Here is a 16,068-nt window from a genome sequence, read left to right as displayed (position 1 = left end):
AACCCAGAGTTGCAGGTCTATGCAGTGCCATTAACGATGACTGAGTGATGATGAAAAATGTTCTGATTAAGCTGACGACGTTCAGCGGGGTGGTTTTACTTTGCGGGTGTTCGAGCGTGATGTCTCACACCGGCGGTAAAGAAGGAACATATCCGGGGACGCGCGCCAGCGCGGCGATGATCTCCGATGATGACACGAACTGGGGCACCAAATCCCTGGTGATCCTCGATATGCCGTTCACGGCAGTGGCCGATACGCTTTTGCTGCCCTGGGATATGTTCCGCACGGACAGTTCCGTACGCTCGCGCGTTGAGAAAAGCGAGCAGCAAAATCTGGCAACCAACGCCGTTATCCCGCCCGCCGAGATGCCGCGACGCTAATCCTGTGCGGTTTCCGTTAGCCACAGCTGGCGGAAACCCTCTTTCTCCTCCATCCATGCAATAGCGCGCCCGTTCGGGGAAAAGACGACCGCATCGGCAGACGGCGGATTGCCGTGATCGGACGTCAAAAACGTGACCTCTCCGGTCTGCGCGTCGCAGCAGGCGATACGATTTCCCAGCACAAATCCCAGACTGTCGCCCGAAGGATGCCAGTTGAATGCCGACTGGATACCGCTTTCGGTATGCGTTAACTGACGCGGCTCGCCCCCCTCCGGTGAGACCAGCCACAGCTGGACAATGCCGTTATCATCACGCATCAGAAAAGCAATCTGCGTACCCTGCGGGTTGCTGCGCACCCAGTGGCGCGGCACGTTCACCAGCCCCGGATACGCCTTTTGATGGGTGAAAGTCAGACGGCGCTGCAGCACGCCAGCAGGCGGTGCTGGCATCGTCTCTGGCGTGCCCTGTAATGGCGCATCGCCTGCCTGTTTCCAGCCCTGCTCGTCTTTGGGCAGATCGACAATAAACAGTTCAGGCACTTTTTCGCCTTTCACAGACAGGGTATCGCCAATAAACGCCAGCCTGCCGTTGCCCACCCAGCCCTCTTCATAGGCGCGGTTGATCTCATCGCTGCCCGGCTGTGGGTTCGGCGTCGTGCGGCTTACCAGCACGCTCCAGAAGGTGCCCGGATATTCATGAGGATGGTTGCCCTGCGGGGTGACCGGGCCAAAGGGTGCGGCGACGCCAACGTTACGTAAATCGAGCTTTGGATCGCGCTCATGCAACACATGGTCGTTATAGGTGAAGCTGACGAACTGCCCGTTCGGGCTAAAGACGTGTACATGGCTGCCGCCACGGAGTGCGCCTGCGGTATAGGGCGCGGTGATATCCATGGCATCGAGGTTGCTCGCCTGGCCGTTATGGACAATCACGCCCTGGCGATGGTGAAAATCGTATTGCCAGTCTGCATCCGGGTTTTTCGGGCCGTGGATAAAGACGTATTTGTCTTGTGCAGGATGAATGGTCACCACCCCGACATGCGCGCCGTGCGTGGCACGATAAATCACCTCAACCTCGCCCGTACTGACGTTTACCCGCTCTATGGTTTCGCCGGTGAACGATGCCCCGGACGGGCGCACATCGTAGACCAGCCACTGGCTGTCCGGTGTCCAGGTATTGGTATTGGTGAGCTGGTGGTTGCGGGAAGCAAAGGTGATTTGTTTCATGGGATACCCTGATGCGCAGTTATCGCATCAGGGTAAAACATCCGAAGGGATTAGCCTACTCGTTTCACGTCGCCGACCAGCAGGATGTAGGAGAGCGCGCCAATCAACGCCACGGCGGAGATGTAGACCAGGGCCGGGCCAAAGCCGTAGTCCTGCGCCAGGTAGCCGATGACCAGCGGCACAGTGATCCCGCCGAGTCCACCGACGAAGTTGAACACACCACCGGTCAGGCCAATCAGACGCATCGGCGCCAGAGACGACACCAGCGACCAGGTGATAGAGGCAAAACCGTTGCCGAAGAACGCAAGCGCCATCAGGGTCATAATCCACACCGGATCGTTGGTGTAGTTGGCGCCCATGATGCAGGTTGAGATCAACAGCCCGCAGATAATCGGCGTTTTACGCGCAACACCTAATGAGACGCCTTTTTTGACCAGCTTATCCGCCAGCCAGCCCGAGAGCAGCACGCCAAAGAATGCGGCAAGGAACGGCACGGTGGTCATAAAGCCCGCTTTCAGCGCGGTAATCCCCTTTTCCTGGGTGAGGTAATTCGGGAACCAGGTCAGGAAGAACCACAGCGTCGACGTAACCGCAAACTGACCGAGATAAACCCCCACCAGCTTACGATGGAAGACCAGCTTCCAGTCCGCGCGGGTCAGCGGCTGACGCGCCTCTTTTTTCACTGGCGCATCGCCGTCTACCAGGCCGCCACCGTCGCGGATGTAGTCCAGTTCCGCTTTGGTGATATTTTTTGTCAGACGCGGCGGTTGATAGACCTTGAACCAGATCAGGGACCAGATAATGCCGATCCCACCGGTGACGATAAACACCCAGTGCCAGCTTAGCAGCTCCTGGATCCAGATTAACAGCGGGGTCAGGAATGCCAGGCCGACAAACTGCCCGGAGGTGTAAAAGCCCACCGCAGAGGCACGCTCATGCTCCGGGAACCAGCTGGTGACCATACGGTTGTTGGTGGGGAACGCGGGTGCCTCGAAAACGCCGGTGATAGCACGCAGGCCAATCAGCGACATCAGCCCGGTCGCGAAGCCCTGGAACAGGGTCGCCACGGACCAGCCTAAAATGGCGATGAAGTAGGTCAGACGCGACCCCACGCGGTCGAGGAACCAGCCGCCCGGGATCTGGCAGAGCGTATAGAGCCAGGCAAACGCCGAGAAGACGTAGCCCATTTCCGCCTTGGTGATCCCAAACTCTTCCTGAATATGGGCCGATGCCACGGCATGGTTGGCGCGGTCAACATAGCAAATGACCACGGTAATAAAGATCATGATTAGCGTCAGGTAGCGGCGACGCCCGGTCTTTGTAGCAGTAACTGGAATATCCATCGCAATCTGTCTCCAGATTTTGGGCATAGCGAAGCCGCTCACCATGCCCTGTAATTTACAGAGGGTTATATTTTTGTATGTACGTTTTTATTGCCCGGTGGCGCTTCGCTTACCGGGCCTACGGGAGAGTAGGCCGGATAAGCGTAGCGCCATCCGGCGATTTACCACTCGGCTACGGAGCCGTCCTCATGACGCCACAGCGGGTTACGCCAGTCCGGCGCATTTTTACTGAGCTCAATGACTTTGGCTTCGTCAATGTCTACGCCAAGGCCCGGCTTCATTAATGGTTTGAAGAAACCGCCTTCCATGCTGAAGTCTTCTTTGTTTTTCACAAAGTCGAGCAATTCCGCGCCCTTGTTATAGTGAATACCCATGCTCTGTTCCTGGAACACGGCATTGCGGGAGACAAAATCCACGTGCAGGCAGGCCGCCAGCGCGACGGGCCCCAGCGGACAGTGCGGTGCCAGCGCCACATCGTAGGCTTCTGCCATCCCGGCAATTTTGTAGCATTCGGTGATACCGCCCGCATGGGAGAGATCCGGTTGCAGGATCGCAATACCGCCCGCCTCCAGCACACGTTTGAACTCGAAGCGCGAGAACATACGCTCACCCGCGGCGATAGGAATATGGGTCTGTTCAGCCAGTTTTGGATAGTATTCCGCCTGCTCGGCCAGGACGGGCTCTTCAATAAACAGCGGACGATAGGGCTCCAGCTCTTTAATCAGCACTTTGGCCATTGGCGCACTGACGCGTCCGTGGAAGTCCAGACCAAACTCAATCTCGTTACCGAAAGCTTCACGGATTTGCGCCACGGTATTCACCGCCCGGTCCACCGCGCGCGAGTTGTCAATCACGCCCATCTCTTCACAGCCGTTAAGCTTAAAAGTATCGAAGCCGATATTGCGCAGCTGCGTAATGCCGTCGATCACTTCCGCAGGACGGTCGCCACCCACCCAGCTGTAGGCTTTGATTTTGTCGCGTACCAGGCCGCCCATCAGCTGCCAGACCGGGGCATTCAGCACTTTGCCTTTGATATCCCACAGCGCCTGGTCAATACCGGCGATGGCGCTCATCAGGATTGGACCGCCGCGATAAAAGCCCGCCCGGTACATCACCTGCCACAGGTCGTTAATGCGTGCCGGATCCTGTCCAATCAGGTATTCCCCCAGCTCATGCACCGCGGCCTCCACGGTGCGTGCGCGCCCTTCTATCACCGGTTCACCCCAGCCAACCACGCCTTCATCGGTTTCGATTTTCAGGAACATCCAGCGCGGGGGTAAACGGTACGTGGTGAGTTTGGTTATTTTCATTGCACTGCCTCTCGATACGCTTTCACAAATGCTGCCGCCTGCTGCGCGGTACGCTCAACGGACTGTCCGGCGCGATAGAGATCGCTGCCCAGCCCCGCGCCCACACAACCGGCGTTAATCCACTGCGCCAGGTTTTCTGGCGTCACGCCGCCCACGGCAAAGACCGGCACGCTGGCGGGCAAGACCGCTTTCAGTGCTTTGATATAGTCAGGACCAAAGGCCGAAGAGGGGAAAATTTTGAGCGACTGCGCACCCGCCTCGAGGGCGGTAAAGGCTTCTGTGGCGGTGGCGCACCCCGGGCAAACGGTCATGCCGTAATCCACCGCCCGGCGGATCACCTCGGGGTTGATGTTGGGGGTGACGATGAGCTTGCAGCCCATCTTTGCCAGCCTCTCCACCTGCTCCGGCTGCAAGACGGTTCCTGCGCCAATCAGCGCTTTATCACCAAAGGCCTCCACCACTGTCGGAATACTTTTTTCCCATTCGGGGGAGTTGAGCGGGATTTCCACCGCGTCGAATCCGGCGTCGATCACGGCACCGACGTGCGCCAGCGCCTCGTCGGGGGTAATGCCGCGCAAGATTGCGATAAGGGGAAGACTAGTTTGCCACTGCATGAGCGATGCTCCTTATTCCTGCCTGAAATGCCGTGTCACCGGATACCGTTGATACTTCACGGCCAATCGCGCGAAACGCCTGCTCGTAGCGCGACGTCAGCGCTGCACCAGCGACAATCGTGACAGCCTGCTCGCGCCCGACGAACTCACGCATGCTGGCGACTTCTGCGCCAATCAGCAGGCCAGAAAGAAACTCGCTGACCTGCTCGCGCGGGAGATTTCCCAGCACGTGCGAGGCGCGAACCTCAAAAAGTTGCGGCAAAACATCAGGAGAAGCGATCCCACGATCAAGGCCAGCAGCAAACGCCTCCGGCGACGGAACCTGCTCCGGTAAACCGGCCCCCAACAGCGAATGATTAAGCAGCAAATGGTGCAATTCGCCGGTCATTACGGTGCGAAAATCGTGGATATGCTCTGCATCTGCCTGGACCCACTTGCAGTGCGTGCCGGGCATGACGTAGACAGAAGAAGGAGAAAGCGTGCGCGCACCGAGCAGCTGTGTCTCTTCACCGCGCATCACGTTATGGTTATCGTCGCGCGAGACGCACAAACCGGGAACAATCCAGATATTGTCGCCAACGGACGTTAACTGCTCGCCAATAGCGGAGAAAGGGGCAGGAACAGGCAGATAAGGCGCGATTTTCCAGCCCACGTTGCTGCCCACCATCCCCGCCATCACCACGGGCGTGGCGCTGTCGCGCCAGTTTTGTGTCACCTCTGCTAACACCGCCTCGGGGGATTTTCCGTTCAGACGCGTCACGCCTGCTTCTGATTGCCTGCTCTCCAGGCACTGCTCGCCCTGGTACAGCCAGGCGCGCAGATTGGTCGATCCCCAGTCAATTGCGATGTAGCGTGATGTCATGTGATTTCCTTCAGCCTTCGTGTTGAGCTGGCAATCATGGTGAGCGCCGCCTGCTCTGCCGCATCGCCGTCCTGATGCCGTATCGCATCGAACAGCGCTTTATGTTCCTGGAGCGTTTTTGGCATATTGGCCGCATCACCCATCCAGGTACGTTCAAATACTGCTCGCTGTAGCGAGCTGATCGCCACGCTAAGCTGCTGTAACACCGGGTTATGCACCGACTGCAGTACCGCCTCGTGGTAGCGAATATCCGCCTCGTTAAATGCCTCACGATTCTGGTTATTGGCGATCATGTCGTTCAGCGCCGACTCAATCTGCGCCAGGTCACCTGAGGTGGCACGCTCTGCCGCCCAGCGGGCGATAGCCGGTTCTACCAGGTTTCGTACCTCGCTCATGGCGCCAATTAGCCGCGGGTCGTAATCGTTTTCCAGTACCCACTGCAGAACATCGGTATCGAGGTAGTTCCACTGGTTACGCGGGGCAACAAACGCGCCGCGATAGCGTTTCATTTCAATCAGCCGCTTCGCCATCAGCGAGCGGAACACTTCCCGGATGATGTTGCGGGAGGTTTCAAACTCCTCACACAGTTCTGCCTCTGCCGGCAGCGGCGAGCCGGGAACATATTTGCCACCCACAATCTGTGTACCCAGCGTGATGACAATGCGATCGGTTTTATTGAGAGTCATGGAGAGTCCTTGTGCTCTGTAAGTCCATCACTACTTTACCGCGACCGCTGAATTTCGCCTCACTTTTGCAGTACAAACGTGAGGCCTTTCGCCTTTGCTGTGATGACAATGTAGTACAATCAGCCAATGTTGTACTACAATCCAGATCACAAAAAGAACAATTCAATAAATTCAGGGCCAAAAAAAGCCCCGGTTGATAACCGAGGCTGATGATTAAGGGCGACTGCTAAGACAGGACAAATTTCTCAATCGCGTAAGCCACGCCGTCTTCCAGGTTAGATTTGGTGACGAAGTTCGCCACTTCTTTCACTGACGGGATGGCGTTTTCCATCGCCACGCCCATACCCGCGTATTCAATCATTGCGATGTCGTTTTCCTGATCGCCCAGGGCCATGATCTCCTCAGGCTTAATGCCCAGTGCGTCGGCAAGCGACTTCACGCCAGTGCCCTTATTGACGCGTTTATCGAGGATTTCGAGGAAGTACGGTGCGCTTTTCAGCACAGTGTATTTCTCTTTGACCTCCGCCGGGATGCGCGCAATGGCTTTATCGAGGATCTCTGGCTCATCGATCATCATCACTTTCAGGAACTGAGTGTTCGGATCCATTTTTTCTGCTTCACAGAACACCAGCGGAATGGTAGCGACATACGATTCGTGCACGGTGTAATAGCTGATGTCGCGGTTAGCGGTGTAGAGCGTTGTACGATCGAGCGCGTGGAAGTGAGACCCGACTTCACGGGACAGTTTTTCCAGGAACAGATAGTCATCATAATTCAGCGCGGTTTGCGCAACCGTGCTGCCGTCCGCCGCTTTCTGCACCAGCGCGCCGTTATAGGTGATGCAGTAATCACCCGGCTGATTCATGTGTAGCTCTTTGAGGTAGCTGTGCACGCCCGCATACGGACGCCCGGTGGTCAGTACCACATTAACGCCCTTTGCGCGCGCCGCGGCGATTGCGTTTTTAACGGCTGGAGAGATAGTGTGGTCTGGCAGCAGCAGCGTGCCGTCCATATCGATTGCAATGAGTTTGATAGCCATGAGGTCCCCGGGATAAATGAGTGCTACCTCATGCTAACGCGATTAAGCACACAAAAATAGAGCTACATTGCGCAACAGAAAACCCCTTTTTCCGCAATCCCGGGGAACGTTGACTCACTCGCGGGTGAGGACGATTTTACCAAACGCGCCGCGATCGAGGTGTTCCAGCGCCTGCTCCAGCTGGTCAAAACGGTAGCGCTGCTCAATGACCGGTTTCAGCCCTGTCACCTCCACGGCGCGGACAAACTCTTCCAGCGCACGGCGATGCCCGACACCAATCCCCTGAATAACCGGGGATTTCAGCAACAACTCACCCGCTGATAGCGTAATCTCGCTCCCGGCCAGCACGCCAATCACCGAGATGCGTCCATGAACGGCAACGGCACGCAGGGAGTGCTGCAGGTTTTCTCCCCCCACGGTTTCAATAATGTGGTCAATGCCGCGATCCTGAGTCAGCGTTAAAAGCGCTTCAGCCCAGTCGCCTTTCAGCCGGTTGATACCCCGATCGGCTCCCAGTTTTTTGGCCCGCGCCAGCTTTTCATCACTCCCCGAGGTCACGTAAACCTCTGCACCGAGTGCTTTTGCAATTTGCAGTGCGAAAATCGCCACCCCGCCGGTGCCTTGTACCAGCACCGATTGTCCGGCTCGCAAGTTCCCGCGCTCCACCAGCGCAAACCAGGCGGTTAGCCCTGCACAAGGTAATGTGCTGGCCTCAACGTCATCCAGGGTTTCCGGAGCGGCCACCAGCCCGTTTTCATTCACGATCACGTACTCAGCCAGCATCCCCGGGAAGTACCCTCCGCTCGTTTTATAGGGCAAATGACGGGCATCCGCCTGCGGCCTGCCGTCGATCCACTCCGGGAAGAACGTCGAGATGACGCGAGCGCCGGGTTGAAAACGCGTCACGCCTTCACCAATGCTGTCCACCACGCCGGCCATGTCAGACGCCGGTGTGAACGGGAAGGAAAGCGGGATCGGCATCATGCCTTCAATAACCATTTTATCGCGATAGTTGAGCGCAACGGCATTCACCCGCACGCGCACTTCGCCTGGACCTGGCTTCGGAACAGGTTCCTGGGTGAGTTTAAGATTCTCCCGTCCGAAAGCGTTCATTGACCAGCGTTGCATTGTCTCGCCATCGTTTTTCTCCTGCCGTTAAATAAGCTTCAGTATCGACAGTCTACCGTTGACTCCTTGTTGCCAGTGGCGATAACTTTTCCCACTATTGACGCCATAATGGAAACAATCCATGACCAGTACGCTGAAGGATATTCCCGTTTTCGTGGCCGCCGTGGAGGCGGGCAGTTTTGCGCAGGCCGCGATCCGCCTGCATTTGTCGCGCTCCGCGGTGGGAAAAAGCATCGCTCGCCTGGAAGAGCGGCTGGGAGTCCGTCTGTTTCACCGCACCACCCGCAGCCAAAGCCTGACCGATAACGGGGCGCTTTTTTACGAGCGCTGCCTGCGCGCGCTGGAGGAGATTAGGGGCGCGGAATCGCTGCTGGAAACGGGGAAGCAGCAGATCAGCGGCCGCCTGCGTGTGGCCATGCCGGTGCTGTTTGGTCGCCAGTGTGTCGCGCCACTGCTGATAGAACTGGCGCAGGAACATCCCGGTCTTGAACTGGAAATGTCATTCAGCGACCGCGTGGTGGGTCTCGTAGAGGAAGGGTTTGATATGGCGGTGCGCAACGGCACGCTGCAGGACAGTAGCGTTCTGGTCGCCAGAAGGCTGGGAGAACACCGCATGGTGCTCTGTGCTGCGCCAGAATATCTGCAAAAAAGCGGTCAGCCAGACACCGTTGCTGATTTACCCCACCATACTGCCATTAACTATCTGCGGGCAGGCAAAGTGTTACCCTGGCAGCTGATGGATAACGAAGGGAGATCGCACACCTTTACTCCCCGCTCATCCCTCAATATGGATGATTTGCAGGCGATTTGCGACGCAGCGCTGGCAGGATACGGCATTGCATGGTTGCCCTGCTGGATGGCCCGCAGAGAAATACAGCAGGGGAAACTCATCCCGCTTTTAAAGCAGGCGCCGGACGTACGCTTCGACGTTCATGCAGTCTGGCAACAGACGCCGCATCTGCCACTCAGAGTCAGAATTGCCATCGATACGCTTGCCAGCCGTTTACCGTCAGTGCTGTCGCTGGATATGCCTGAGCCAAAAAAAAAGCCGCGCTAAATGCGCGGCCTGAGTCGTGCTGTATAACAACGATTAAATATCGATATTCGCCGCTTTCAGCGCATTCTCTTCGATGAAGGCACGACGAGGTTCAACCGCATCGCCCATCAGGGTCGTGAACAGCTGGTCGGCAGCAATCGCGTCTTTAACGGTAACGCGCAGCATGCGACGGCTTTCCGGATCCATGGTGGTTTCCCACAGCTGATCCGGGTTCATTTCGCCCAGACCTTTGTAACGCTGGATAGAGAGGCCGCGACGGGACTCTTTCACCAGCCATTCCAGCGCCTGTTCGAAGCTGGCCACCGGCTGACGACGTTCGCCACGTTCGATGAACGCATCGTCTTCAATCAGACCACGCAGCTTCTCGCCAAGAGTGCAGATACGACGGTATTCCGGGCCGGTCACAAACTCGTGCTCCAGCGGGTAATCGGTATCGACGCCGTGGGTACGCACGCGAATAATCGGCTCAAACTGCTGCGCCGCGTTCTGCTGAACGTCGAACTTCCACTGGCTACCGTGCTGCTCTTTCTCGTTCAGCTCGCTCACCAGCGCGTTCACCCAGCGGGTCACCGCCTGCTCGTTGCTCAGATCGGCTTCAGTCAGGGTTGGCTGATAGATCAGCTCCTTCAGCAGCGCTTTTGGATAGCGACGCTCCATACGACCAATCATTTTCTGCGTGGCGTTGAACTCAGATACCAGACGCTCCAGCGGCTCACCTGCCAGTGCCGGAGCGCTGGAGTTCGCATGCAGGGTCGCACCATCAAGTGCGATCGCGATTTGGTACTGATCCATCGCGTCGTCATCTTTGATGTACTGTTCCTGTTTGCCTTTCTTCACTTTGTACAGCGGCGGCTGTGCAATGTAGACGTGGCCGCGTTCAACGATTTCCGGCATCTGACGGTAGAAGAAGGTCAACAGCAGCGTACGGATGTGCGAGCCGTCGACGTCCGCATCGGTCATGATGATGATGCTGTGATAGCGCAGCTTGTCCGGGTTGTATTCGTCACGACCAATGCCGCAGCCCAGCGCGGTGATCAGCGTCGCCACTTCCTGAGAAGAGAGCATTTTGTCGAAACGCGCTTTCTCAACGTTGAGGATTTTACCTTTCAACGGCAGGATGGCCTGGTTCTTACGGTTACGGCCCTGCTTCGCAGAACCGCCCGCGGAGTCCCCTTCCACAAGGTACAGTTCGGACAGCGCCGGGTCGCGTTCCTGGCAGTCAGCCAGTTTGCCCGGCAGACCCGCTAAGTCCAGCGCGCCTTTACGGCGGGTCATTTCACGGGCTTTACGCGCCGCTTCACGGGCACGCGCCGCATCGATAATTTTACCGACAACAATTTTCGCGTCGTTCGGGTTTTCCTGCAGGTAGTCGCTCAGCAGTTCGTTCATCTGCTGTTCAACCGCCGATTTCACCTCAGAGGAGACCAGCTTGTCTTTGGTCTGCGAGGAGAACTTCGGATCCGGCACTTTCACGGAGACAACAGCAATCAGGCCTTCACGGGCGTCATCACCGGTGGCGCTGACTTTCGCTTTTTTGCTGTAGCCTTCTTTGTCCATGTAGGCGTTCAGGGTACGGGTCATCGCCGCACGGAAGCCCGCAAGGTGCGTACCACCGTCACGCTGTGGAATGTTGTTGGTGAAGCAGTAGATGTTTTCCTGGAAACCGTCGTTCCACTGCAGAGCCACTTCCACGCCGATACCGTCTTTTTCCGTAGAGAAATAGAAGATATTTGGGTGAATTGGCGTTTTGTTCTTGTTCAGGTATTCAACGAACGCTTTGATACCACCTTCATAGTGGAAGTGGTCTTCTTTGTTGTCGCGTTTGTCACGCAGACGAATTGAGACGCCGGAGTTCAGGAACGACAGTTCACGCAGGCGTTTTGCCAGGATGTCGTACTCGAACTCGGTGACGTTGGTGAAGGTTTCGAGGCTCGGCCAGAAACGCACCATGGTACCGGTTTTTTCGGTATCGCCGGTCACAGCCAGCGGCGCTTCAGGCACGCCGTGCTGATAGATCTGGCGGTGAATTTTGCCTTCGCGCTGGATAACCAGTTCCAGTTTCTGCGACAGGGCGTTTACCACGGAAACACCTACGCCGTGCAGGCCGCCGGAGACTTTATAGGAGTTATCGTCAAATTTACCGCCTGCGTGCAGAACGGTCATGATCACTTCTGCAGCAGACACGCCCTCTTCCGGATGGATACCGGTCGGGATACCACGGCCGTCATCCTGTACGGAAACGGAGTTATCGGCGTGGATGGTGACGATAATGTCTTTACAGTGACCCGCGAGCGCTTCGTCGATAGCGTTATCTACCACCTCGAATACCATGTGGTGCAGACCGGTGCCGTCATCCGTATCGCCGATATACATACCCGGGCGCTTACGCACCGCATCCAGCCCTTTCAGGACTTTGATACTGGAGGAGTCATAAGAATTCGACATCAACGTTTCTCGCTCATTTCAACTTGGGTTAATCCGTTATTTTACCCTTTTCCACGGTAAACATCTTCGAATTTTCGTCCGACATGTCCATAACGTGTTCAGCGCTAATGGCGCTGACGAAAACCTGCGACTGCGTGGCTTTCAGGCGGCTGGCAAGCAGCCCGCGCCGCGCGTCGTCAAGTTCCGAGGCAAAATCATCTATCAGGTACAGGCAGCGTCGCCCGCTTTCGCGGGTGAGGAACTCCCCCTGCGCCAGGCGCAGCGCGCACATCAGGAGCTTGAGCTGCCCGCGCGACAGGGTGTCTTCTACCGGCGCACCGTCAGCACGAATGCGGAAATCCGCCTTGTGCGGGCCGTGCGCGGTGTAGGTCAACATACGGTCGCGCTCGAAGTTTCTCTCCAGCACCTCGGCATAATCCGTCTCTTTTTCCCAGCCGCGCTGGAAGGAGAAGGTGAGAGAAAATTCAGGTAAAAACTGTTTGCAGGTGTCGGCCATATCTTTGGCGATGCCTGCGCTGTATTCGGCACGCCAGCGGCTGATTTGTTCCGCAAGAGGAATTAATTCCATGTCCCACGGGCGCAGCTGGGCGTAGCGCGTGACCTGGCGCAATGCGGCGTTACGCTGCTTAAGCAGACGCTTCAGGTTGCTCCAGGCGTTAAAGAAACCGGCTTCGTTGTGAAAGCATCCCCAGTCGAGGAACGCTCTTCTGTATTTGGGGCCGCCGTTGAGTAAAGTAAACCCCTCCGGCGTGATCAGCTGCATCGGCATCAGCAGCGCCAGCTCCGCCACTTTGTGGCCGTCGGTACCGTCGATGCGCACCTTGCTGTCGCCCTGCTTGTCTTTGGTCAGGCCAATGGCGGTTTCCCGCTCCTCACCCTGCAAACGCCCGTGCAGGACAAAGGATTCCTGTTCGTGGCGAATCACGCGACCAATCTGCAAACTGCGAAACGCCCGGCCATGGCCGAGCGTATAGATGGCTTCAAGCACGCTGGTTTTGCCGCTGCCGTTTGCGCCAACCAGGAAGTTAAAGCCAGGGGATAAAGCGAGATCCGCGCTTTCGATATTGCGAAAGTCGCGGATCAACAGACGGGTGAGCGACATTACAGTCTCATTGGCATAACAACATACGCAGCCGACTGTGATGCGGCATCTTCAATCTGTACGCTCGAAACGGAGTCAGTCAGCAGAATGCGAACGTTCTCGCATTTCAGTGCATTCAGCACGTCCAGCACGTAGCTGACATTAAACCCGATTTCCATCTCAGCCCCGGCGTAGGTGACGTCCAGAATCTCTTCTGCCTCTTCCTGCTCCGGGTTGTTGGCGGTGATTTTGATCTGGTTTTCACTTACGTACAGGCGCACACCGCGGAATTTCTCGTTCGAGAGAATGGCCGCACGGGCAAACGCCTGCTTGAGGCTATCGCAACCCGCTTCCAGCGTTTTGTCCGGGTTCTTCGGCAATACGCGGCGATAATCCGGGAAACGACCGTCAACCAGCTTGGATGTGAAGACGAAATCGCCCACGTGAGCGCGGATGTTGTTGCTGCCGATCTGCACGCGCAGCGGCGTGTCGCCACCGTCGAGCATACGCATCAGCTCAATTACGCCTTTACGCGGCACGATCACCGAATGGTTTGGTAGTGAGTCGCCAATTGGCATGGAACAGACCGCCAGACGGTGGCCGTCGGTGGCCACGGTACGCAGCTCTTCCCCTTCGGTTTCGAACAGCATGCCGTTTAAATAGTAACGAACGTCCTGGTGCGCCATAGAGAACTGCGTGGCTTCAATCAGACGCTTCATCGTCGCCTGCGGCAGGGTGAATTCGACTTCACTTTGCCAGTCGTCCAGGTTCGGGAAGTCCGCAGCAGGCAGCGTGGAGAGGGAAAAACGGCTGCGGCCAGAACGCACCAGCATGCGGTCGCCTTCCAGCTGCACCGCGATCTCTGCGCCTTCCGGCAGCCCGCGGCAGATATCAAAGAATTTACGTGCCGGAACCGTGGTCGCGCCTGCGTCATGCGGCTGAGTCAGCGTAACGCGCGCGATCATTTCCATTTCCAGGTCTGTGCCGGTCAGCGACAGCGTACCGTCCGCGACCTGAAGCAGCAGGTTTCCGAGAATAGGCAGCGTTGGGCGGCCACCTAATGGGCCACTCACCTGTTGCAGCGGTTTTAATAAATGTTCACGTTCAACGGTAAATTTCATAGCGTCACGATGATAATGTTCTGATTAAATTGGAAAAATCTTCTTTTATGTCGTGGCTTTCTTCGCGTAACTGCTCAATCTTGCGACAAGCGTGCAGCACGGTCGTATGGTCACGGCCACCAAACGCATCGCCGATCTCCGGCAGACTGTGGTTGGTTAACTCCTTTGCCAGCGCCATCGCCATCTGACGCGGGCGCGCCACCGAGCGGGAACGACGTTTAGACAGTAAATCTGCCACTTTGATTTTGTAGTACTCGGCCACCGTCTTCTGAATGTTGTCGATAGTGACCAGTTTTTCCTGCAGTGCCAGCAGATCGCGCAGCGCTTCACGCACAAAATCGATGGTGATCGCGCGGCCGGTAAAGTTGGCATTGGCGATGACGCGGTTCAGCGCCCCTTCCAGCTCACGAACGTTGGAACGCAGACGCTTGGCAATAAAGAACGCCACTTCACCCGGCAGGCGAATGTCGTTCTCATCGGCTTTTTTCATCAGGATCGCGACGCGGGTTTCCAGTTCCGGCGGTTCGATCGCCACGGTCAGGCCCCAGCCGAAGCGGGATTTCAGACGATCTTCCACACCGTTGATCTCTTTTGGATAACGATCCGAGGTCAAAATGATCTGCTGGTTACCTTCCAGCAGCGCATTAAAGGTGTGGAAAAACTCCTCCTGCGATCGTTCTTTATTCGCAAAGAACTGAATGTCATCGATCAGCAGCGCATCAACAGAACGATAATAGCGTTTAAACTCTTCGATCGCATTGTTTTGCAGGGCCTTTACCATGTCCTGAACGAAGCGCTCGGAGTGCATATACACCACTTTCGCATTTGGCTTACGCGCCATAATGCCGTTACCCACCGCGTGCAGAAGGTGCGTTTTACCCAGACCCGTGCCGCCATAGAGGAACAGCGGGTTATAGGCTCCACCGGGGTTGTCTGCCACCTGGCGAGCCGCCGCGCGTGCCAGCTGGTTCGATTTACCTTCCACGAAGTTATCGAAGGTGTGTTTGACGTTAACGTTAGAGCGGTAGGTCGGTTCTGCCGGGGCAGGCACATTATCCCAACCCGGACGTGCAGCAGGAGCAACGCGAGGAGCCGGAGCGGGTGCCGCCTGAGCAGGCGCTGCCACGTTTACGGTTTCGCGCACCGTCTGGGTAACCGGCTTTGTGCCCACTTCAAAGCGCAGCTGCGGGGCATCTGACCCGCAGAAATCATTCAGCAGTCCGTTGATGTTATTAAGGTATTTGTCCCTTACCCAATCGAGCACAAAACGGTTTGGCGCATACAAAGCCAGCGTGTTATCGCTCAGTTCCGCCTGCAACGGGCGGATCCACATACTGAATTCTGTGGCTGGTAACTCATCCTGCAATCGGGCAAGACACTGCTGCCAAAGCGAAAGTGACACGGCGGACTCCACTCGAACAATAAAAGAAAACTATTGAATATTCATGATTGTTGGCGCACATCGACATGACCCAATGAGGGGGATGTGCGAACCGCTATCTGCGGTTATACACGCCATCGTTGAAACAACCTGAACGATATTGTGTTTATGCCCGGCCAGGATCGCTGGATCCCGATCGGGACCGCGGATCATAGCCTAAACTGAGCCAGAGATCTTCTGTTTCTCACAGATTCTTCCCGATTTATCCACAGGAAGATCCGAAACCGGGTAAGTGTAAACGATCCTGGCGGGAGTGCCCCACGATTTAGACCGCATATTGGAAAATTTAATGAGAACAGACAATTTTTTGCTTAAATGATCTAACGAAGATCCAG

General features: G+C 56.5%; 14 protein-coding genes. 2 read left to right on the top strand and 12 right to left on the bottom strand.

The genetic code is table 11. The features are described 5' to 3' along the window. The first annotated feature begins 47 nt into the window (after positions 1–47). A complete protein-coding gene (locus AX755_RS01105) occupies positions 48–380 on the top strand; it encodes a YceK/YidQ family lipoprotein (protein ID WP_029883588.1) in 333 nt (110 codons plus the stop codon). On the opposite strand, the gene AX755_RS01100 is transcribed toward AX755_RS01105, so the two are convergent. The 8 genes from AX755_RS01100 to AX755_RS01065 all read right to left on the bottom strand — a co-directional run bounded on the left by AX755_RS01100 (position 377) and on the right by AX755_RS01065 (position 8,588). Further along, a complete protein-coding gene (locus AX755_RS01100) occupies positions 377–1,606 on the bottom strand; it encodes a DUF3748 domain-containing protein (protein ID WP_062856152.1) in 1,230 nt (409 codons plus the stop codon). The genes AX755_RS01105 and AX755_RS01100 overlap by 4 nt on opposite strands. A gap of 50 nt (positions 1,607–1,656) precedes the next feature. Next, positions 1,657–2,994: an MFS transporter gene (locus AX755_RS01095; RefSeq protein WP_181033766.1), complete on the bottom strand. Its 1,338-nt coding sequence runs from the start codon at positions 2,992–2,994 to the stop codon at positions 1,657–1,659. 116 nt (positions 2,995–3,110) lie between these two features. Beyond that, the gene (gene dgoD, locus AX755_RS01090; RefSeq protein WP_013094786.1) at positions 3,111–4,259 is read right to left on the bottom strand and encodes a galactonate dehydratase; all 1,149 of its coding nucleotides are present in this window, start codon (positions 4,257–4,259) and stop codon (positions 3,111–3,113) included. Then, the gene (locus AX755_RS01085; protein ID WP_062856150.1) at positions 4,256–4,873 is read right to left on the bottom strand and encodes a 2-dehydro-3-deoxy-6-phosphogalactonate aldolase; all 618 of its coding nucleotides are present in this window, start codon (positions 4,871–4,873) and stop codon (positions 4,256–4,258) included. Before AX755_RS01085 ends, dgoD begins: the two co-directional genes overlap by 4 nt. After that, a complete protein-coding gene (locus tag AX755_RS01080; RefSeq protein ID WP_062856149.1) occupies positions 4,857–5,735 on the bottom strand; it encodes a 2-dehydro-3-deoxygalactonokinase in 879 nt (292 codons plus the stop codon). Before AX755_RS01080 ends, AX755_RS01085 begins: the two co-directional genes overlap by 17 nt. After that, a complete protein-coding gene (dgoR, locus tag AX755_RS01075; RefSeq protein ID WP_062856148.1) occupies positions 5,732–6,421 on the bottom strand; it encodes a D-galactonate utilization transcriptional regulator DgoR in 690 nt (229 codons plus the stop codon). Before dgoR ends, AX755_RS01080 begins: the two co-directional genes overlap by 4 nt. A gap of 226 nt (positions 6,422–6,647) precedes the next feature. Next, entirely contained in the window at positions 6,648–7,460 is an 813-nt protein-coding gene (gene yidA / locus AX755_RS01070; protein ID WP_020685441.1) for a sugar-phosphatase, read from the bottom strand. 114 nt (positions 7,461–7,574) lie between these two features. After that, positions 7,575–8,588, bottom strand: a complete 1,014-nt coding sequence (locus AX755_RS01065) for a zinc-dependent alcohol dehydrogenase family protein (protein WP_062856147.1) — start codon at positions 8,586–8,588, stop codon at positions 7,575–7,577. Between the two features lie 121 nt (positions 8,589–8,709). Here AX755_RS01065 and AX755_RS01060 point away from each other — a divergent pair, with 121 nt between their 5' ends. Next, positions 8,710–9,645, top strand: coding sequence for a LysR family transcriptional regulator (locus AX755_RS01060; RefSeq protein ID WP_062856146.1), 936 nt, complete (start codon positions 8,710–8,712; stop codon positions 9,643–9,645). 33 nt (positions 9,646–9,678) lie between these two features. On the opposite strand, the gene gyrB is transcribed toward AX755_RS01060, so the two are convergent. The 4 genes from gyrB to dnaA are packed head-to-tail and all read right to left on the bottom strand — an operon-like array spanning position 9,679 to position 15,694. Further along, on the bottom strand, positions 9,679–12,090 hold the full coding sequence (gene gyrB, locus AX755_RS01055) for a DNA topoisomerase (ATP-hydrolyzing) subunit B (RefSeq protein ID WP_013094780.1): 2,412 nt from the start codon (positions 12,088–12,090) through the stop codon (positions 9,679–9,681). Positions 12,091–12,118: 28 nt separating this feature from the next. After that, positions 12,119–13,192 carry a DNA replication/repair protein RecF gene (gene recF, locus AX755_RS01050; protein WP_062856145.1) on the bottom strand — a complete coding sequence of 358 codons (1,074 nt, stop codon included), beginning with the start codon at positions 13,190–13,192 and terminating at the stop codon, positions 12,119–12,121. Next, positions 13,192–14,292 carry a DNA polymerase III subunit beta gene (gene dnaN, locus AX755_RS01045; protein WP_008500170.1) on the bottom strand — a complete coding sequence of 367 codons (1,101 nt, stop codon included), beginning with the start codon at positions 14,290–14,292 and terminating at the stop codon, positions 13,192–13,194. The genes recF and dnaN overlap by 1 nt, the downstream gene beginning before the upstream one ends. 4 nt (positions 14,293–14,296) lie before the next feature. Next, positions 14,297–15,694 carry a chromosomal replication initiator protein DnaA gene (gene dnaA, locus AX755_RS01040; RefSeq protein WP_014830027.1) on the bottom strand — a complete coding sequence of 466 codons (1,398 nt, stop codon included), beginning with the start codon at positions 15,692–15,694 and terminating at the stop codon, positions 14,297–14,299. Positions 15,695–16,068 lie beyond the last annotated feature (374 nt).

Origin of the sequence: Enterobacter sp. SENG-6, assembly GCF_001605945.1 — a bacterium.
GTDB lineage: Bacteria > Pseudomonadota > Gammaproteobacteria > Enterobacterales > Enterobacteriaceae > Enterobacter > Enterobacter cloacae.
Note: the sequence above shows the minus strand (reverse complement) of the source record. Positions and strands in the feature narration are given on the sequence as shown.

What these genes read in the sequence shown, in the direction of transcription:
- dgoD (WP_013094786.1), bottom strand. Translation starts at nt 4,259, where the DNA reads ATGAAAATAACCAAACTCACCACGTACCGTTTACCCCCGCGCTGGATG.
- AX755_RS01100 (WP_062856152.1), bottom strand. Translation starts at nt 1,606, where the DNA reads ATGAAACAAATCACCTTTGCTTCCCGCAACCACCAGCTCACCAATACC.
- AX755_RS01080 (WP_062856149.1), bottom strand. Translation starts at nt 5,735, where the DNA reads ATGACATCACGCTACATCGCAATTGACTGGGGATCGACCAATCTGCGC.
- yidA (WP_020685441.1), bottom strand. Translation starts at nt 7,460, where the DNA reads ATGGCTATCAAACTCATTGCAATCGATATGGACGGCACGCTGCTGCTG.
- AX755_RS01060 (WP_062856146.1), top strand. Translation starts at nt 8,710, where the DNA reads ATGACCAGTACGCTGAAGGATATTCCCGTTTTCGTGGCCGCCGTGGAG.
- AX755_RS01105 (WP_029883588.1), top strand. Translation starts at nt 48, where the DNA reads ATGATGAAAAATGTTCTGATTAAGCTGACGACGTTCAGCGGGGTGGTT.
- AX755_RS01065 (WP_062856147.1), bottom strand. Translation starts at nt 8,588, where the DNA reads ATGCAACGCTGGTCAATGAACGCTTTCGGACGGGAGAATCTTAAACTC.
- AX755_RS01095 (WP_181033766.1), bottom strand. Translation starts at nt 2,994, where the DNA reads ATGGTGAGCGGCTTCGCTATGCCCAAAATCTGGAGACAGATTGCGATG.
- dgoR (WP_062856148.1), bottom strand. Translation starts at nt 6,421, where the DNA reads ATGACTCTCAATAAAACCGATCGCATTGTCATCACGCTGGGTACACAG.
- gyrB (WP_013094780.1), bottom strand. Translation starts at nt 12,090, where the DNA reads ATGTCGAATTCTTATGACTCCTCCAGTATCAAAGTCCTGAAAGGGCTG.
- recF (WP_062856145.1), bottom strand. Translation starts at nt 13,192, where the DNA reads ATGTCGCTCACCCGTCTGTTGATCCGCGACTTTCGCAATATCGAAAGC.
- AX755_RS01085 (WP_062856150.1), bottom strand. Translation starts at nt 4,873, where the DNA reads ATGCAGTGGCAAACTAGTCTTCCCCTTATCGCAATCTTGCGCGGCATT.
- dnaN (WP_008500170.1), bottom strand. Translation starts at nt 14,292, where the DNA reads ATGAAATTTACCGTTGAACGTGAACATTTATTAAAACCGCTGCAACAG.